Here is an 18,116-nt window from a genome sequence, read left to right as displayed (position 1 = left end):
GAGGCGTGGGGGGCGCGGGACTTGGGGCGTGGGGGGAGAGAGACGCGTGCGGAGGGCTCAGACGGGTCGTCGTACGGCGCCGACGAGGCTCAGCCCGTGGTCCAGCACCTTCTCCAGGTCGGCGAGGTCCGCGGGTGACGGGTCGGTGAGCGGGGCGCGCACCGGACCGACCGGGAGGCCACGGAGCCGGGCGGCGGCCTTGACCAGGGAGACGGCGTAACCGGGCACCCGGTCGCGGAGTTCGACGAGGGGGACGTAGAACTCCCGCAGGAGCGTGGTCACGACGGTGCCGTCGCCGTTCTCCAGCGCGGTGAAGAATGCGTTCGCGATCTCGGGTGCGAAGGCGTGCACGGCTGAGGAGTAGGCGGGGACGCCGACGGTGGCGTAGGCGCGGGCCTGGATCTCGGCGGTGGCGGCGCCGTTGAAGAAGAGGAAGTCCTCGGGCGCGGCGAGGGTGAGCCGCTGGAGCCGGTCGAGGTCGCTGTGGCCGTCCTTGAGCCCGATCACCCCGGGAATCTGGGCGATACGCCTCAACGAGGCCGCACTGAAGGTCACTTGACCGCGCTGGTAGGCGATGAGCGGCAGCCGGGTACCGGCCGCGATCCGCTCCAGTTGTCCGACCAGTCCGTCCTGCGGGGCCCCGACCAGATAGTGGGGCAGGACCAGCGCCGCGTCCGCGCCGGCCTCCTCCGCGATACGCGCGAACCGCAGCGCCTGTGCCCAGCCGTAACCGATGCCCGCGACCACCGGCAGCCGTCCGTCGGCGATCTCGACGGTGGCCTCGATGACCGCCGCGTACTCGTCCTCGTCCAGCGAGAAGAACTCACCGGTCCCGCAGGCGGGGAACACCGCTCCGGGTGCGGTGGCCAGTCGACCGGCCAGGTACGCCCGGTACGCGTCGAGGTCGAGCCCGCCGTCGTCCCGGAAGCTCGTGAGGGGGAAGGAAAGCACCCCGCCCGCCATTCCGTCCCGGAGCCGCTTGGTGACCTCTGCGACGTCAGTGCTGATCCCTGCCATGAATCCCGTCCCTGTATACAGATGCTGTCTGCGTATGCAGATGGAGGTTAGATGGCTGAACAGGACCGGTCAATGGGCGCACCGTCGTGAACCCACCACGCATTTACGATGGAGCCCATGCCGGAGAAGACAGGTGTTCGCGGGGTGAAGTCGGCGGCCCGAACCGTCGCGCTGCTGGAACTGCTGGCGGGGCGCGGAGAGCAGCCCTCGCGCCTGGACCAACTCGCGGATGACCTGAACGTGCCGCGCAGCAGCATGTACCAGCTGCTCCAGACCCTCGTCGACTGCGGCTGGGTCCGCACCGACGCCACCGGCTCCCTCTACGGCATCGGCATCCGCGCGCTGCTCACCGGCACCGGCTACCTCGACGGCGACCGGCGTATCCGGGTCGCCCGTCCCTACCTCGACGAGGCGTCGGATACGCTCGGCGAGACGATCCACATGGCCCGGCTCGACGGCCCGGACGTCATCTATCTCGCCACTCGCGAGTCCCACGAGTACCTGCGTACCATCAGCCGCGTCGGCCGCCGTGTCCCGGCTCACGCCGGCGGACTCGGCAAGGCGCTGCTCGCCGAGCGCTCCGACGACGAACTGCCGCTGCCGGACGAGCCGTTGACCGCCCTCACCGAGAACACGCACACCACCCGCGCCTCCCTCCTCGCCGACCTGGCCCGCATCCGCGAGCGCGGCTACTCCATCGACCTCGAGGAGACGGTGGCGGGCATCGCCGGCTTCGGTTTCGCTCTGCGCTACGCCACCCCGGCCACCGACGCCATCAGCTGCTCGGTACCAGTGGCTCGGCTCACCCCGGAGCACGAGGCCCGCATCGTCGCGGTGATGCAGGAGATCCGGACGAAGATCGAAGCCCAACTGCCGCCCGTCTCGGGCGTACCCGACTGGCGCTAGGCGGGCACGCCCGAGCAGCGGATTGACAGGTTCTACGCCCTCCGCAGGCGACCATGGCCAGTTGGGCCAGGGGCAAGTTCGCGCTCCGCCCCGCCCCCGGACTGCCGGGCTGGGGCACAGTCCGTTGCGTGACGGAACCGGCGGGCTGGCGTGTCGAGGTGCTCCCCGCTCGCCGAGGTGAGCGATCTCCTCGTCGGACAGGTCGTGCTGTCTGCTCGACGTGCTCGACCGCCTCGGTCCCGGCTTCGTCGGCGTCACACAGGGCCGAAGCGCCGATTGAGCTCACTCGGCGCGCACTCCATTGTGTACACATGCGACACTCGGTACTCTTGGGCGCATGACGCAGCCGCTGCCCATAGAGTCCATCCGCGACGTGCGCGCGCACCTCGCCGAGGTCGTGGAGCGTGCTGATCGCGACGACGTGCCCACGGTGATCACGCGCCGAGGCAAGGAAGTCGCCGCCGTCGTGTCCATCGAGGTGCTGCGCAAATACCAGGAGTGGGAAGAGCGCGAGATCAACCGGATCATCGACGAGCGCATGGCCGACCCTGCACCCGGCATCCCGATCGAGGACATCATGAGGGAGACGCTGGCACGCAGTGAGTGAGTACCGGACCGTTTTCCGGCCCGAGGCGCAGGCGGAACTCCGGAAAATCCCTCGCGACATGGCGCTGCGCATTCTGGCCAAGCTGACTGAGCTGGAAAGCGATCCCCTCGGCTTCAACACCACTGCACTCGTGTCCCAGCCCGAGCGTCGTCGTCTGCGAGTCGGCGACTATCGCGTTGTCTACACGGTCGACAACGGCGAGCTGGTGGTGTGGGTTGTACACGTCGGGCATCGCTCCACCGTCTACGACACCTGACGCCAGTCCAGAAACTCCAGCTCCTCGACCAGCCAGAAACACCTGGAAGTGGGCCGATCCAGAAGCGAAACCAGAAGGTAGACCAGGACGACAAAATGCCTGGGTTGCTTACTTCTTCTTGCCCTTGGCGTCGCCGGCCGCCCGGTCGTCGCCGACGCCCGGGCCCGGGGTGCCGGGCCTGCCCGGTCCGGTCGGCCCGGTCGGTCCGGTCGGTCCGGTTGGTCCGGTCGGTCCGGTCGGCCTGCTGTCGGCCGTCGGTGCCGCCAGTTGTTCCGCGCAGTAGGCGCGGACGTTCCCCTCGCCGCCCGCGGCCGTGACGAGCCGCTGCCACGCCGTCGCGTCGAGCGCCTTCCCGCTCCCCGCGACCTGCTGGTACGCACGACAGCGGGCCACGGTGTCCTGCGCGGTGGCCGGCCGGTCCGACGGAGCGGCCGAGCGGGAGGCCGGGGCGGACGGGGTGGCCGGGAAGTCCGAGGCGGACGGCGGGCCGCTCGGCCGGACGCCGGTGCTCACCGTCGGGCTCGGACGGCTCGGCCCGCTCTTTCCGGCGCCGTCCGTGCCGGAGCCCGCCGTACCGATCGCCGCGAAGGCGACACCGCCGAGCGTGAGACCCGCGAGGGCGACGGAGAGCGTGACCCTCACCGCGGGCGCGCCCCGCCGCTGTGCGCGGGTCCGCCAGTCGTCCCGCCGCCGGGTACGCGCCCGAAGCGCCCCCGCGTCCCGAGCGGCCCGAAAGGCGGCCACAGCCCGCTCCTCACCCTCGGCAGCGGGAAGCCCCCCACGCAGGGCACCGCCCAGCAACGCCTCCAGGGGCGGGGGGGTGCCGGTGCCGCGGGGAGCGGGGGTGGTCGCGGCGCCCGTCTCCGGACCGGCCCCCGGAGCGGACCCCGGGTGTGCACGTCGACGGCCGGGGACCCCGTCGCCGTCCTGCCGCTCACCCATGTGCTGTCCGTTTCTGTCCGTGCCCGGCCGGTCCTGCCCGACCGTCCGGTGGTCGACGGCCGCCCGTCATGTCGACTCCCCCAGCGTTCTGGAGTCCTCATCCGTCACACTCTGGGCGCCGAGCTGGCGGGCCAGCCGCTTCAGTCCCCGGTACGCGGCCGTACGCACCGCGCCGGGCCGCTTGCCGAGGACGCGCGCGGCGCCGGGGCCGTCCAGGCCGACGACCACCCGCAGCAGCACCGCCTCCGCCTGGTCGCGGGGCAGGCCGCGGACCAGCTCCAGGGCGTACTCCGTGGAGAGGGACTCCAGCGCCTGTTCGTGCGTGCTGCTGGGCCCGGGCAGTTCCAGCACGTCCTGTTCGAGCGTCGCCGCCCGCGGCCGGACCCGCTGGCGGCGCAGGTGGTCCAGCGCCCGGTGCCGGGCGATGGTCGCGCTCCAGCCCCGGAACCCCGCGCCGTCCCCCTTGAACCGGCCGAGGTCGCGGGCGATCTCCAGCCAGGCGTCGGAGGCCACGTCCTCGGCGTCGTCGCCGACGAGCCCGCGCAGGTACCCGAGCAGTGCGGGCTGCACGATCCGGTAGGCGACCGCGAAGGCCGCCTCGTCACCTTGCTGGGCCCGCGCGACGGCCGCGCCCAGTTCCCCGTCGTACGCCCGCGCGCGGCGGGGTTCCCCTCCCTGGCCCAAGAACTGTCCTCGTCCGTACCGAGTCCGTGGCGGATCCGCGGCCCGCGACCACGCCGCCGTCCGCCTCCGCCCCCACGATGATCAGCGCCGGGCCGCACGGAAGTGTCACAGCCGGCCCTCCCTCCCCCGGCGCGGGCGGCGCAGGCGACGCAGGCGACGCGGCCCAGCTCAGGGCACGTCCACCGGCCTCACCGGCCCCGGACTACGGCTGCGCCGCCCGTGTCGCCTCCCGGCACAGCAGGCGCAGTGACCCGTCGCCGGTGAAGCAGCGGCGTGCCTCGTCGATCGGGTCCCACAGGCGGCCGTCCGGGGTGCGGATCCAGTGGTCGCCACCGGTCGTCCACCACTCCGCGCCGGACTGCCGGACGATCACCTCACCGGCGTACGCCCCGAAGCCGCGCAGCACGTTCTCCACGGCGGCGTACGGCGCCCGCTCCCGGCGTATCCCGTCGATCATCCGGTCGACGCGCCACAGGCTCTGCGCCGAGTAGTCGAGCCGCAGTCGCGCTCCCTCGCGCATCGTCGCCACCGTGTCCGCCGCCCACCGCACCGGCTTCGTCGCGGCGGAGGGCCTGGTCTCCTGCTGAGTCGTCGTCACATCCCGGAAAGCGTCCCGGTACGGGGATTCGTCACCCGGATCCGGCGGGTGCCCGGGACCGGTGCAGGACCGACCCACCGCCACCGCACGACGGTCACAGGACTCGCCCAGGAACGGGGTTTACGTCCGTCAGGGCGCCGGCGCCCCGGCCGCCCGGCCCCGCTTCCCCCGCGCCCGGCGCGACACGACCGCACGCAGCACCCGCCGGCCCTCCGTCGACACCTCCAGCGCGCGGCGCAGCCCGCCCGCCCCGTGTTCCGCGAGCAGCTCCAGGACGGCGACCTGGCGGCGCAGTTCGGCGGCGACGAGCGGCGACATGCCCTCCGTACGGCCCTGTCGGCGGGCGTCGGCCGAGGCCGCGTCCGCCTGCCCGGGGGCCGCGCCTTCGAGGAGGCGGTGGATCCGCAGCGAGGCGACCGAGCAGGCGTCGGCCCACATCCGCACGTCGGCGGCGGCGGGCTCGGCGGGGGCGGCGGCGAGCATCCGCCGGGCCAGCAGGACGGCCTCGTCCGCGTCCGGCTCCCCGGGCCCGGACTCCGCCGCGGTGGCGCCGAGCTCGGCGCGCACCTGCTCCAGCCGCTCGCCCCACTCGCCGGTGTCGCCGCCGTCCGCGAGCTGGGCCCACAGGGGCCGCAGGGCCTCGTCGTCACCGCCCAGCAGGGGCAGACACCGATCCATACAAGCCAATCCACTGGCGGTCAGTCCGCGCTCGTCGGCCTGAGCGATCAGTTCCACCAGGCTCATCCACGCCTCCCTCGCCGGGCGGTCATCCCTGACGGAGCCCGCACTTCCCCTTACTGCGCGCGACGGCTCGGGAGTGTCACAGCGACACCACGCCGAGCCGGTCGAGCAGCCGGAAGAAGAGGTTTTCGGCCAGTTGCCCGGCTGCCTCGTCCGCGGCGGGGCCGGTCTCGGCGCTCAGCACCTCCAGCAGCGGCTCCAGGGCCACGGCGTGCCCGGCCTCCGCGGCCCAGCCGACGGCCCACTCGGCGGCGTCCCGGGGTTCGAGGAAGTAGTCCTCCAGGACCGGCCCGTCGTCGTCCCCGCCACCCTCGCCACCCTCGGCGCCCTGGTCGCCCTGGTCGCCCTCGGTGCCGATGCCGAGGTGTGCCGCCATCGCCGCGCGCCCCAGGCAGGCGGTCCACGCCCCGCTCTCCGGGCCCGCCGCCTCCACGACCGCCGACGCGCTGTCCATGACGTACCCGAAGAGCGCGGGCGCCCCGGTCTCCCCGGCGAGCGCGTTCATGTTCCCGACGGCCCCGTCCCGGCTCGGGTACTCCCAGACCTGCCACCCGCCCGGCGCGGACACCCGCAGGGTCATGCCCTCGGCGTCCGCCAGCGCGTCCAGCTCCGCGAGCGGCCGCTCGGCGCGGCCCACGACGAAATATCCCCAGTAGCCCATGTCCGTTTTCCCCCGCGGCTCGGTGCGGCTCGGTCCAAGTCGGTCCAGCTCGGGCCGAATACACCACAGTCGCACGCCCGTTCGCAGCCGTACGGGACAATCCGCCCCCGGCGCGCCCCCCGGTACGCCCCGGTTCAGCCCAGCCGGTCGGCGAGGGCCTTGAACTGCGTCCAGGACAGCTCCGGTTCGTCCGGGTCCCACAGCTTCTGCACGGTCGCCCGCAGCGGCATCCGGATCCCGGCCGCGACCTGCGCCTGGGTCTGGGAGTCCGCCAGGTCGCACCAGACGGCGAAGGACCCGCCGAGGATCTGGTCGTCGTACGTCGCGGACACCGGCTGCGTGCCGCGCACGACGAGCGGGGTCCACTGCTCGTAGATGCGCTGCCCGGTCGGATAGACGAAGGTCAGCGGCTGCCCGAGGACGTAGTACAGGAACTCGTCGTTGTAGTTGACGACCTTCCGCCCCGCGCTCAGGTACTCCACCGGCTGCCGCGCCCCGATCTCCTTGCCCGTCCAGTAGGCCACCTGGATGTCCTTGTCGGCCTGCACGGACGTGTTCCGGAACAGGCCGTCGTTCCAGGCGCGCGGGCTCTTGTCGTGGGCGCGGACCGTGTCGGCGCGGTCGTTGAGCCAGCCGGTGGTGAGGTCCTCGACGGTCGCGCCGGAGCCGTAGGCCTCCCGGGCGGCGGTGGCGAGCTGCGGGTAGGACGCCTCGGGGTCGGACACCACCAGCGCCTGGTACTCGTCGGCGCCGAGGTGCCACTGGTCGCCCGGGAAGAGGCCGGCGTACTCGTTCAGCAGGTCGTCGACGATCTCACCGGCCGCCGGATCGGAGATGTCGACCGCGCCCCGCGTCGCCACGCCCCGCGCATTGCGCAGCTGGAGCTCCGGGTGCGCGGCGATCACCGCGCCCAGGTGGCCGGGCGAGTCGATCTCGGGCACGACCGTGATGTGCCGGCTCGCCGCGAGGTCGACGATCTTCTTGACCTGCGCCTTGGTCAGGTGCTCCTTGGACACGACCTCGGGGTGGGAGTCGGACTCGATCCGGAACCCCTGGTCGTCGGAGAAGTGCAGCCCCAGCTGGTTGAACTTCAGGTCGCCGAGCTCCCGGACCCGGTCCTCGATCCAGCCGGCCGTGAAGTGCTTGCGCGCGATGTCCAGCATGAACCCGCGCACCGGCTTGGCCGGCTCGTCCCGCACGACGCCCTCCGGCGCCGTACCGCCGTCGTGCACCTCCTGCTTGAGGGTGCGGGTCCCGTAGAACACCCCGGCCTCGCCCGGCCCGCTGATGGTCACCCGCCCGCCGCGCACGGTCATGGCGTACGACTCCGGGTCCGCGCCCTCGTCGTCGTTCAGCGCCAGCCGTACGTCCCCGGCGCGCACGTCGTCCTTCTCGCCCGCGTACGCCAGCCCCAGCTCACCGGCGATCAGCCGCCCCTCGTCGGCCAGGTCCCCGTCGCTGACGACGACCCGCAGCCCCTTCGCCGGCTTCCAGCCGGGCCCGCGCGCCGGGGTGTGCGCCCGGACGGCGGGGATGGTGCGCGGAGCCGTGGACAGCGGGTACGAGCGGGTGGGCGTCGGACTCGGGGACTTCGAGGAGCCCGCGGACAGGTCCGGGGAGGGCCGGCCCTGCGCCGATCCCGCGGGCTCGCTGCCACCGTCCCCGCCGGTGGCCCACATGCTCAGACCCACCCCGACCGCGACCGTCACGACAACCATCGCGACGATCAGCACCCACGTCTGCTTCACCGCGCTCTTCGCCGGCGTCCGGCGCCTGTGCTGACTCACGGCGCCAACCTAGGCCCTCGGGACACGTACATGCGTCCACCACACGTTCTGAAACTCTCCCGTTCGGCTGAAATTCGGGCATCCGTCGGACACGTCATGTCCGCTCTCGATAACGTGTCGCCACATCCCGCACACCTTCCCCTGCCGAAACCCACGTGACGCCCACACACTCCCCTGGCCCAGTCGCCATACCGTCGCTGCCCGGGCAGACCCGGGACACGCCCGGCACGCCTTCCCCACTGGAGCACCTCAACACCGCCCCGGCCCACGAGGTGGTGCCCCTGCTCCTCACCTGCCTCCGCAGCCTCCACTGGGCCCACCGCATCACGGCCCACCGCCCGTACCCGACCCCGGACGCCCTCCTGGCCGCGTCCGACGAGGCGGCGTACGACCTGACCGCGGGCGACCTGGCGGAGGCCCTGGCGGCGGAGGCGCTGCCGGTGCTGCCGCGGAGCGCGTACTCGGCCGCCCACATGGCGCTGGACGCGGCGCACGCGGCGTACCAGGCCCGATTCGGTCACAGGTTCGCCATCTGCCTGGACGGCGTCCCCCCGTCCGAGCTCCCCGACCACCTCCTGGCGGCCATCCGGTCACGATTGACGAACGATCCGGAGGAGGAGCGGGCGGTGACGGCAGAGGAACTCCGCCGCCTGGCGAGCGGACGGCTGCTGGCCTTCCTGAGGGGCGCCGGGGACGGCGCGACCAGCCCCCGCAGCACCGCACCCGGCAGATAACGGCGCACTCCGCCGCACAAGCCGCATCTCTCACCCGTACGCGTGCCACTTTGATCACACCGGTAGGCCCGGCGTAAGCCCAGCGCGAGCACATCGCTACGATGCTGGGGGCCGGTGGACCGTACCCGGCCGGGCCCGTCCGACACAGAAGCCGGCGCGGCCCCAATCCCCGCTTGTGGAGGGTTCTTCCGTGCCGGCTGGAACGCTGTACCGCGGCCGGGAAGGAATGTGGTCCTGGGTGGCTCATCGAGTCACCGGCGTCCTCATCTTCTTCTTCCTGTTCGTTCATGTGCTGGACACCGCGCTCGTCCGTGTCTCCCCCGAGGACTACGACAAGGTCGTAGCCACCTACAAGACCCCGCTCGTCGCGTGCCTGGAGTACGGCCTCGTCGCCGCCATCCTGTTCCACGCGCTCAACGGTCTGCGCGTCATCGCCGTCGACTTCTGGTCGCAGGGCCCGCGCTACCAGAAGCAGATGTTCTGGACCGTCATGGGCGTCTGGGTCGTGCTGATGATCGGGGCGATCTACCCCGTCCTCGGCCACGCCTACCGTGAACTGTTCGGGAGCTGACGCGCACGATGTCGAACAACACAGCCACGACTGACACCACCGCGCCCGGGGTCGGCCCCGTCGAAGGCGGGTCCGTCTACACCGTCGACAACCCGGCCCCCCTCATCGAGGCCCCGCGCAAGCGCACGAAGAAGTCCCCGAAGTCCACGCGGGGCAACTTCGAGATGGCCGCCTGGCTCTTCATGCGGCTGTCCGGCATCGTGCTGGTCGTCCTGGTCATCGGCCACCTGCTGATCCAGCTCGTGCTCGACGGCGGCGTCTCCAAGATCGGCTTCGCCTTCGTGGCGGGCCGCTGGGCGTCCCCGTTCTGGCAGGTCTGGGACCTGCTGATGCTGTGGCTCGCGATGCTGCACGGCGCCAACGGCCTGCGCACGATCATCAACGACTACGCGGAGCGGCCGAACACCCGGCTGTGGCTCAAGGGCCTGCTCTACACCGCCACGGTGTTCACCATCCTGCTGGGCACGCTGGTGATCTTCACCTTCGACCCGAACATCCGCTAGGCACGGGGCTGCGAGAATCATGAAGATCCACAAGTACGACACCGTCATCGTCGGCGCCGGCGGCGCGGGCATGCGCGCGGCCATCGAGTCGACGAAGCGCAGCCGCACCGCGGTGCTCACCAAGCTCTACCCCACCCGCTCCCACACGGGCGCCGCGCAGGGCGGCATGGCCGCCGCGCTGGCCAACGTGGAGGAGGACAACTGGGAGTGGCACACCTTCGACACGGTCAAGGGCGGTGACTACCTGGTCGACCAGGACGCCGCCGAGATCCTGGCGAAGGAGGCCATCGACTCGGTCCTCGACCTGGAGAAGATGGGCCTGCCGTTCAACCGCACCCCGAACGGCACCATCGACCAGCGCCGCTTCGGCGGTCACAGCCGCAACCACGGCGAGGCCCCGGTCCGCCGCTCCTGCTACGCGGCCGACCGCACCGGCCACATGATCCTCCAGACGCTGTACCAGAACTGCGTCAAGGAGGGCGTGGAGTTCTTCAACGAGTTCTACGTCCTGGACCAGCTGATCACCGAGGTCGACGGCGTCAAGCGCTCGGCCGGTGTGGTGGCGTACGAGCTGGCCACCGGCGAGATCCACGTCTTCCAGGCGAAGGCCGTGATCTACGCGTCCGGCGGCTGCGGCAAGTTCTTCAAGGTGACGTCGAACGCGCACACGCTGACCGGTGACGGCCAGGCCGCCGTGTACCGCCGGGGCATCCCGCTGGAGGACATGGAGTTCTTCCAGTTCCACCCGACCGGCATCTGGCGCATGGGCATCCTGCTGACGGAGGGCGCCCGCGGTGAGGGCGGCATCCTGCGCAACAAGGACGGCGAGCGCTTCATGGAGAAGTACGCGCCGGTCATGAAGGACCTCGCGTCCCGTGACGTCGTCTCGCGCTCCATCTACACGGAGATCCGCGAGGGCCGGGGCTGCGGTCCCGAGGGCGACCACGTCTACCTGGACCTCACGCACCTCCCGCCGGAGCAGCTGGACGCCAAGCTCCCGGACATCACCGAGTTCGCGCGGACCTACCTCGGCATCGAGCCGTACACGGACCCGATCCCGATCCAGCCCACCGCGCACTACGCGATGGGCGGCATCCCGACGAACGTCGAGGGTGAGGTCCTGGCGGACAACACCACGGTGGTCCCGGGTCTGTACGCGGCCGGCGAGGTCGCGTGCGTGTCCGTGCACGGCGCCAACCGCCTCGGCACCAACTCGCTGCTGGACATCAACGTCTTCGGCAAGCGGGCCGGTATCGCGGCGGCGGAGTACTCGCAGAAGGCCGACTTCGTCGAGCTGCCCGAGGACCCCGCGCGGCTGGTGCTCGACCAGGTGGAGCGGCTGCGCGACGCCACCGGCACCGAGCGGGTCTCCGTCCTGCGGCGCGAGCTGCAGGAGACCATGGACGCGAACGTCATGGTCTTCCGCACCGAGCAGACGATCAAGACGGCGGTCGAGAAGATCGCCGAGCTGCGCGAGCGCTACCTGAACGTCTCGATCCAGGACAAGGGCAAGCGGTTCAACACCGACCTGCTGGAGGCCGTCGAGCTCGGCAACCTCCTGGACCTGGCCGAGGTCATGGCCGTGTCCGCCCTGGCCCGCAAGGAGTCCCGCGGCGGTCACTACCGCGAGGACTACCCGAACCGCGACGACGTCAACTTCATGCGCCACACCATGGCGTACCGCGAGGTCGGCGACGACGGCACCGAGTCCATCCGTCTCGACTACAAGCCGGTCGTCCAGACCCGCTACCAGCCGATGGAGCGTAAGTACTGATGGCAACCCCGACCCTGGACAAGGCGGACGCGGCCGGCACCCCCGAGCCCGGCTTCGCCGACTCCCCGTACATCACGGCGACCTTCCGCATCCGCCGCTTCAACTCCGAGGTCTCGGCGGAAGCGACCTGGGAAGACTTCCAGGTGGAGATCGACCCGAAGGAACGCGTCCTCGACGCCCTGCACAAGATCAAGTGGGAGCTGGACGGCACGCTGACCTTCCGCCGCTCCTGCGCGCACGGCATCTGCGGCTCGGACGCCATGCGGATCAACGGCAAGAACCGCCTGGCGTGCAAGACGCTGATCAAGGACCTCAGCCCCGAGAAGCCGATCACGGTGGAGGCCATAAAGGGCCTGACGGTCCTGAAGGACCTGGTCGTGGACATGGACCCGTTCTTCCAGGCGTACCGCGACGTGATGCCCTTCCTCATCACGAAGGAGACGAACGAGCCCACCCGCGAGCGTCTCCAGACGGCCGAGGACCGCGAGCGCTTCGACGACACGACGAAGTGCATCCTCTGCGCCGCCTGCACGTCCTCGTGCCCGGTCTTCTGGAACGACGGCCAGTACTTCGGCCCGGCGGCCATCGTCAACGCCCACCGCTTCATCTTCGACTCGCGCGACGACGCGGCGGAGCAGCGCCTGGAGATCCTGAACGACCGCGACGGCGTCTGGCGCTGCCGCACGACCTTCAACTGCACGGACGCCTGCCCGCGCGGCATCGAGGTCACGAAGGCGATCCAGGAAGTGAAGCGAGCGCTGATCACGCGCCGCTACTGAGCCCCTTTTCCCGTAGGGCCTCACGTACGGCGAGGGCCCCGTCATCCGGTTCGGCACCGGAGGGCGGGGCCCTCGCCGTACGGGGCGTTCGGGGCGGCGAGCTTCAGCCGGTCGTGGAAGATGCCGGTGCGGCCGTGGGCGTGGGTGGCCGGGTCCAGCTCGTCCCCTCGGTCGTGCGTACGGGTTGCTGCCGCCGACCGTGCGAGGGACCACCGGCAATCCCGGGTTCCAGCGGATCATCGGCCTACGCTGACGGTATGTCAGACAAGGAATCGTACGAGCTGCTCGGTTTCGACAACGTCCTGCTTCCCGTCGGGGACCTCGCCGAGGCGGTCGGCTTCTATGAGCGGGCCGGGTTCTCCGTGGGATTCCGGTTCGACGAGGGCGGGGTCGCGCAGCTGAAGGTGGGGGGTGAGACGCCCGGGATCCTGTTGCGGGTGGAGGAGGGGATCGGGCAGCGGCCGCCGGCGTGGCCCGCCCTGCGGGTGTGGCTGGAGGTGCCGGACGCCCGGGTGGCCGCGCGGGAGCTGGCCGCCGCCGGGGTCGCGCTGCTCGACGAGCCGTCCTCCGTGTCCACCGGGTGGACCGTCGAGGTCGCCGATCCGTGGGGGAACGTCATCGGGTTCACCGATTACAGCAAGCGGCCGGAGCTCGCCCGCAGGGCGTGAGACAGGACGCCGGGCAAGGGGGCCGGCGAGCGGGGTGACGCAGTCCCGTCCACACGCGTTGAACGTGTTCAAAAACAGGTCTAGAGTCTGCCCTGTCAGCGTTTTGAACGCGTTCAAGAAAGGGTGGGGCCATGGACCGCACCGTCATCGCCTACGTCATCTACCTGGTCGTCAGCATCGCGCTGACCGTCTGGGTGGCCCGGACTCTCAGCCGGAACGGGCGGATCTTCCTCGCCGACGTCCTCCAGGGGAACGAGAAGCTCGCCGACGCCGTGAACCATCTCCTCGTGGTCGGCTTCTACCTCGTCAACCTCGGGTTCGTCGCCCTCTACCTGAGCGGGGACGGGACCATCGCCGACACCCGCGGGATCTTCGAGGCCCTGTCGACCAAGGTGGGCGTGGTGCTGCTGGTCCTCGGGTTCATGCACCTGGCCAACGTGTACGTGCTCAACCGGATCCGGCGCCGGGGCGTCATGGAGCGGGAGCAGGTGCCGCCCGTGGCGCCGCAGGGCTGGGCCGGGATCCAGGGCGCGTGAGCACCGTGGCGACCACCGAGGACCGGGACGCGCGTCGCGTCCCGGTCCGCCGGCTCACCGTCCTGTACGACGCCGGGTGCGCCTTGTGCGGCTTCCTGCGCGACTGGCTCGTACGGCAGCCGCAGCTGGTGGAGCTGGACCTGGTGCCGGCGGGGTCGGCTGAGGCCGTACGGCGGTTTCCCGGGCTGGACCATCGCGCCACCCTGGACGAGATCACCGTCGTCGGGGACGCGGGGCAGGTCTACCGGGACACCGCCGCCTGGATCGTCGTCCTGTGGGCGCTGCGCGAACACCGGGCGCTGGCCCACCGGCTGAGCACCCGGTCCGGGGCGCGGCTCGCCAGGGGCGCGGTGCTCGCCGCCGCCAGGTGGCGTGGTGCCCGCCGAGAGAGGGACGGGTGGTGGGAAGCGGGCGGCCAGTGGGGCGGGCAGGTGTACCGCCGTGCGGACGGGTGGACGTACGACCCCGGTCAGGGTTGGACGTACACCTCGCCGGACCACGGCACCTGTCCGCCCGGCCGCCGCGGCGGGACCCGCGCCACTGGTTAGGCTCTCCTGTCGTGCCTGCGAACCATGACGGCCCCGACGAGGGCGGTACCCCGAGCAAGTCCGAGCAGACCCGCGCCCTGATCCTGGAGACGGCGATGCGGCTGTTCCAGGAGCGGGGCTACGACAAGACGACCATGCGGGCCATCGCCAAGGAGGCCGGGGTCTCGGTCGGCAACGCGTACTACTACTTCGAGGGCAAGGAGCACCTGATCCAGGGCTTCTACGACCGGATCGCCGCCGAGCACCAGGTGGCGGTCCGGGAGGTCCTGGCCCGGGAGACGGATCTGGAGGCGCGGCTCGGGGGCGTGCTCAAGGTGTGGCTGGACATCGCCGCCCCGTACCACGAGTTCGCGGTGCAGTTCTTCAAGAACGCCGCCGATCCCGACAGTCCGCTCAGCCCCTTCTCCCCCGAGTCGGAGCACGCGCGCGTGGAGGCCATCAGCGTCCACCGGCAGGTGCTCGCCGGAGCGACCAGGACCAAGGTCCCGGAGGAACTGCGGGACATGCTGCCCGAGTTGATGTGGCTCGCCCAGATGGGGCTCGTCCTGTACTGGATCTTCGACCGGACGGAGGGGCGCGAGCGGAGTTACCGGCTCGCCGAGCGGGGGGCGCGGCTCACCGCGCGGGGTGTCTCGCTGGCGCGGTTCCGGGTCTTGCGGCCCCTCGTCCGGGAGGTGCACGAGCTGTTCACGGACTTCCTGCCGGGGATGACGAAGGTGATGCCGGATCCGGGGGCGGCGACGAGGGGGCGGGCGGAGTGATCCACGATCGGGTGAAGGGGCTCGAACGGGACACCTGGGACTCGCCCGGCCTACGATGATTCGCTCGACACCAGCCCACAGGAGGGCCGTGATGTTCGCAGCATCCGTCGAGCGGCCCTACGGCGACCGTCCGCTGACCGCGGAGGCGAACCGGCTCATGGACCGCCTTCCGGGGTACCGCGTCGAGATCATCGCAGGCCTGATCATCGTGTCGCCGCCCCCAACGGTGCTCACGCCCGCGCTCTGTCCAGGTTGAGGCGCCCCTTCCACGCCGCAGGTCTGGACGGAGGCGAGACGGAAGTACTCGAAGGAGTCGGGCTCTGGCTCCCCGCCGGTGTCGAGGACTACGCGATCCCCGACCTCGTGGTCGTCGACGACGACATCGAAGATCACCTCGTCGGGAACAACTGCTACGACCCGATCGCCTTCCGCCTCGTCCTGGAAGTCACCTCCAGCACCTACCAGAACGACCTCCGGGGCAAGGTCACCGCATACGCCCAGGCGAAGATCCCCGTCCCGAAGGCTAGTTGACCGCGTCCACCTCGCCCTCGGCCAGCTCCACGTCACACACCAGCGGTCCCTCCCCGACGACCACGTGCCGCGCCCGCGACCCGTACGACGGGGCCGTCGTCGCCAGCAGATACGTCCCCGGCCCCGGCACCGACACGATGTAGGAGCCGTCCGCGAGGGACACCACCCGGTCGAGCTGACGTCCGCCCGCCGACAGCAGGGTCACCGCCGCGTCCGGCACCGGCTCGCCTTCCGCCGTACGGACGAAGCCGTGCACCACCGACACGGGGCCCTGCGCACCGGACGCCTGCGGGGAAGCCCCGTCCTCCTTCGGCTCCACCGCCAGATGCGGCAGCCGCTTCTCCAGCCAGGCCGGCAGCCACCAGTTGGCGTCGCCGAGCAGATGCATCGCGGCCGGCACCAGGGCCGTCCGCAGGATGAACGCGTCCAGGGCGACCGCGGCGGCCAGGCCGACACCGGCCATGGCCGCTCCGTAGTCGCCGCTCAGTACGAACGCCAGGAAGACGCAGACCATGATCAGGGCCGCGGAGTTGATGACCCGGCTGGTCTCCGCGAGTCCGACCCGTACCGCTCGCGCGTTGTCCTTGGTGTGCACCCACTCCTCGTGCATCCGGCTGACCAGGAACACCTGGTAGTCCATGGAGAGGCCGAAGAGCAGGGACAGCATGATGATCGGCAGGAAGGCGGCGATCGGGCCCTCCTGGCCGAGGCCGAGCAGGTCCAGGCCCCAGCCGTACTGGAAGATCGCGACCAGGACGCCGAAGGAGGCCGCGGCGGCGATCAGGTTCATCACGGCGGCCGTCAGCGGGACGACGACCGAGCGGAACGCGATCAGCAGCAGGACGAAGCCGAGGCCGATGATCGTCGCGATGAAGTACGGCAGGCGGTCGGCCGTCACCGACGCGAAGTCCTTCGAGACGGCCGTCACCCCGCCGACATGGGCCTCGACGCCCGCCTCGGGGATCACCTCGTCGCGCAGGGTGTCGATGAGCCGGTCGGTCTCCTCGGCCTGCGGTGAGGTCGTCGGGATCACCTGGATCACCGTCACGCCGTTCGCGGGCGGCGCCGAGACGGCCTGGGCCACCCCGTCCGTCCCCTGGATCGTCGTGACGAGTTTGTCCGCCGCGTCGCCGTTCACGACCACCTGGAGCGGGCCGTTGAAGCCGGGGCCGAAGCCCTCGGCGAGCAGGTCGTACGCCTTCTTGGTGGTCGTCGACGCGTCGTCGTTGCCCTGGTCGACGGTGCCGAGGCGCAGCGACAGGAGCGGCAGGGCGAGCACGGCCATCACGACGACGGCGAGCAGCGCGACCGAGCGCGGGCGGCGCTCGACCGACCCGGACCAGCGGGCCGCGAGCCCGCTCGTGCGCTCCGGCTCGGGGCCGCTCGCCGCCAGCTTGCGGCGCTGGCGGCGGCTGAGCACCCGGTGGCCGAGGACGCCGAGCATCGCGGGCAGCAGCGTGACCGCCGCGAGGACGCTCAGCACGACGGTGAGCGAGGTGCCGATGACCACGCCGTCCAGGAAGCGCAGGTTCGTCACCAGCATTCCGGCGAGCGCGATGCACACCGTGCCGCCCGCGAACAGCACGGCCCGGCCGGAGGTGTTGAGAGCGGTGACCGCCGCCTCCTCCGGGTCCTGGCCGCGCAGGATGCCCTTGCGGTGCCGGGTGACGATGAACAGGGCGTAGTCGATGCCGACGCCGAGACCGATCAACGTGGAGAGCAGGGACGCCAGTTCGGGCACGTTGGTGACATGGCTGATCAGCTGCGTGGAGAACATGCCGGTGCCCACGCCGAACAGTGCGATCAGGATCGGCAGCAGCATCGCGAACAGCGAACCGAAGGCGAGGAACAGCACGACGGCCGCGGCGAGGACGCCGACGATCTCGGCGGTGCCGGTGGGCGGCTCCTGCACCCGCGTGATGGCCTGGCCGCCCAGCTCCACCTGGAGGCCGTCGCCGCCGGCGTCCCGGGCGGTGTCGACGACGTCCTGGACCAGGTCCTTCGGTACGGCGTCGGCCTGCTCGGCGAAGGTGACCTGGGCGTAGGCGATCCGCCCGTCCTCGCTGACGCCGGCCGCGCCGCCGGTGGCGTACGGGTCGGTGACCTCGCCGACGCCCTTCATCGTGCCGATCTCCCGCAGCGCGGGTTCGATCCGGGCCCGTACGGACGCGTCCCGCACGGACCCCTCGTCCACCTTCCACACCACCGTGTCGGTGTCGCCGGCGCGCTCCGGGAAGGCCTTCTCCATCAGGTCGTACGCCCGCTTGGAGTCCGTGTCGGGCAGGGAGAAGACCTCCGCGTAGTTCGTGCCCGCGGAGGAACTCGCCGCCCCCAGGCCGAACAACGCCCCCACCCACAGCAACAGGACCACCAGCCGGTGCCGATAGCACCACCGTGCCAATGCCGCCACGCTCAACAGCTCCTCAGTCGCTCGGTCGCTCGGTCGGTCCCCCAGGTCCTGCGCACCAGAATCGGCGGCGGCACCCGCGCGTGGACACCGGGAACGTAGGAC

General features: G+C 71.3%; 20 protein-coding genes and 1 pseudogene. 13 read left to right on the top strand and 8 right to left on the bottom strand.

Annotation, left to right across the window (positions count from 1 at the left end; genetic code table 11):
• Positions 1–57: 57 nt before the first annotated feature.
• Positions 58–1,017 (bottom strand): 5-dehydro-4-deoxyglucarate dehydratase, encoded by a 960-nt coding sequence (locus ACWD0J_RS05670; RefSeq protein WP_451494471.1) that lies wholly within the window; start codon positions 1,015–1,017, stop codon positions 58–60.
• 117 nt (positions 1,018–1,134) lie between these two features.
• On the opposite strand from ACWD0J_RS05670, the gene ACWD0J_RS05665 reads away from it, so the two are divergent.
• The 3 genes from ACWD0J_RS05665 to ACWD0J_RS05655 all read left to right on the top strand — a co-directional run bounded on the left by ACWD0J_RS05665 (position 1,135) and on the right by ACWD0J_RS05655 (position 2,786).
• A complete protein-coding gene (locus ACWD0J_RS05665; protein ID WP_451494470.1) occupies positions 1,135–1,923 on the top strand; it encodes an IclR family transcriptional regulator in 789 nt (262 codons plus the stop codon).
• A gap of 337 nt (positions 1,924–2,260) precedes the next feature.
• On the top strand, positions 2,261–2,530 hold the full coding sequence (locus ACWD0J_RS05660; protein WP_359806003.1) for a type II toxin-antitoxin system Phd/YefM family antitoxin: 270 nt from the start codon (positions 2,261–2,263) through the stop codon (positions 2,528–2,530).
• Positions 2,523–2,786, top strand: a complete 264-nt coding sequence (locus ACWD0J_RS05655) for a type II toxin-antitoxin system RelE family toxin (RefSeq protein WP_073940235.1) — start codon at positions 2,523–2,525, stop codon at positions 2,784–2,786. The genes ACWD0J_RS05660 and ACWD0J_RS05655 overlap by 8 nt, the downstream gene beginning before the upstream one ends.
• 108 nt (positions 2,787–2,894) lie before the next feature.
• Here the strand turns inward: ACWD0J_RS05655 and ACWD0J_RS05650 are convergent, their stop codons facing one another.
• From ACWD0J_RS05650 to ACWD0J_RS05625, 6 genes are all read right to left on the bottom strand, one after another.
• Positions 2,895–3,530, bottom strand: a complete 636-nt coding sequence (locus ACWD0J_RS05650) for a hypothetical protein (protein WP_451494469.1) — start codon at positions 3,528–3,530, stop codon at positions 2,895–2,897.
• Between the two features lie 264 nt (positions 3,531–3,794).
• Entirely contained in the window at positions 3,795–4,412 is a 618-nt protein-coding gene (locus ACWD0J_RS05645; protein ID WP_451494468.1) for an RNA polymerase sigma factor, read from the bottom strand.
• 202 nt (positions 4,413–4,614) lie between these two features.
• Positions 4,615–5,010: a hypothetical protein gene (locus ACWD0J_RS05640; RefSeq protein WP_451494467.1), complete on the bottom strand. Its 396-nt coding sequence runs from the start codon at positions 5,008–5,010 to the stop codon at positions 4,615–4,617.
• Positions 5,011–5,139: 129 nt separating this feature from the next.
• Positions 5,140–5,754 (bottom strand): hypothetical protein, encoded by a 615-nt coding sequence (locus ACWD0J_RS05635; protein WP_451494466.1) that lies wholly within the window; start codon positions 5,752–5,754, stop codon positions 5,140–5,142.
• 76 nt (positions 5,755–5,830) lie between these two features.
• The gene (locus tag ACWD0J_RS05630) at positions 5,831–6,412 is read right to left on the bottom strand and encodes a hypothetical protein (protein ID WP_451494465.1); all 582 of its coding nucleotides are present in this window, start codon (positions 6,410–6,412) and stop codon (positions 5,831–5,833) included.
• Between the two features lie 134 nt (positions 6,413–6,546).
• Positions 6,547–8,130: a family 20 glycosylhydrolase gene (locus ACWD0J_RS05625; RefSeq protein WP_451494529.1), complete on the bottom strand. Its 1,584-nt coding sequence runs from the start codon at positions 8,128–8,130 to the stop codon at positions 6,547–6,549.
• A 224-nt stretch (positions 8,131–8,354) separates the two neighbouring features.
• On the opposite strand from ACWD0J_RS05625, the gene ACWD0J_RS05620 reads away from it, so the two are divergent.
• The 10 genes and pseudogenes from ACWD0J_RS05620 to ACWD0J_RS05575 all read left to right on the top strand — a co-directional run.
• On the top strand, positions 8,355–8,933 hold the full coding sequence (locus tag ACWD0J_RS05620; RefSeq protein WP_451494464.1) for a 2-oxo-4-hydroxy-4-carboxy-5-ureidoimidazoline decarboxylase: 579 nt from the start codon (positions 8,355–8,357) through the stop codon (positions 8,931–8,933).
• Positions 8,934–9,123: 190 nt separating this feature from the next.
• Entirely contained in the window at positions 9,124–9,504 is a 381-nt protein-coding gene (sdhC, locus tag ACWD0J_RS05615) for a succinate dehydrogenase, cytochrome b556 subunit (protein ID WP_451494463.1), read from the top strand.
• Between the two features lie 8 nt (positions 9,505–9,512).
• Positions 9,513–10,007 (top strand): succinate dehydrogenase hydrophobic membrane anchor subunit, encoded by a 495-nt coding sequence (locus ACWD0J_RS05610; RefSeq protein ID WP_451494462.1) that lies wholly within the window; start codon positions 9,513–9,515, stop codon positions 10,005–10,007.
• A 19-nt stretch (positions 10,008–10,026) separates the two neighbouring features.
• Positions 10,027–11,781, top strand: a complete 1,755-nt coding sequence (gene sdhA, locus ACWD0J_RS05605) for a succinate dehydrogenase flavoprotein subunit (protein ID WP_451494461.1) — start codon at positions 10,027–10,029, stop codon at positions 11,779–11,781.
• Positions 11,781–12,560 (top strand): succinate dehydrogenase iron-sulfur subunit, encoded by a 780-nt coding sequence (locus tag ACWD0J_RS05600; RefSeq protein ID WP_451494460.1) that lies wholly within the window; start codon positions 11,781–11,783, stop codon positions 12,558–12,560. The genes sdhA and ACWD0J_RS05600 overlap by 1 nt, the downstream gene beginning before the upstream one ends.
• Positions 12,561–12,817: 257 nt before the next feature.
• Complete coding sequence (locus tag ACWD0J_RS05595; RefSeq protein WP_451494459.1) at positions 12,818–13,228, top strand: VOC family protein; 411 nt, start codon at positions 12,818–12,820, stop codon at positions 13,226–13,228.
• A 131-nt stretch (positions 13,229–13,359) separates the two neighbouring features.
• Positions 13,360–13,764 (top strand): hypothetical protein, encoded by a 405-nt coding sequence (locus ACWD0J_RS05590; protein ID WP_451494458.1) that lies wholly within the window; start codon positions 13,360–13,362, stop codon positions 13,762–13,764.
• Positions 13,761–14,312, top strand: coding sequence for a thiol-disulfide oxidoreductase DCC family protein (locus ACWD0J_RS05585; protein WP_451494457.1), 552 nt, complete (start codon positions 13,761–13,763; stop codon positions 14,310–14,312). Before ACWD0J_RS05590 ends, ACWD0J_RS05585 begins: the two co-directional genes overlap by 4 nt.
• A gap of 11 nt (positions 14,313–14,323) precedes the next feature.
• Positions 14,324–15,073, top strand: a complete 750-nt coding sequence (locus ACWD0J_RS05580) for a TetR family transcriptional regulator (protein WP_451494456.1) — start codon at positions 14,324–14,326, stop codon at positions 15,071–15,073.
• A gap of 91 nt (positions 15,074–15,164) precedes the next feature.
• Positions 15,165–15,589 (top strand): annotated as a pseudogene (locus ACWD0J_RS05575) (Uma2 family endonuclease); the annotation flags it as partial.
• A 7-nt stretch (positions 15,590–15,596) separates the two neighbouring features.
• On the opposite strand, the gene ACWD0J_RS05570 reads toward ACWD0J_RS05575, so the two are convergent.
• On the bottom strand, positions 15,597–18,005 hold the full coding sequence (locus ACWD0J_RS05570) for an MMPL family transporter (protein ID WP_451494528.1): 2,409 nt from the start codon (positions 18,003–18,005) through the stop codon (positions 15,597–15,599).
• Positions 18,006–18,116 lie beyond the last annotated feature (111 nt).

The organism is Streptomyces sp. NPDC003011, from assembly GCF_053591515.1.
This window is presented reverse-complemented; position numbering and strand designations above follow the sequence as displayed.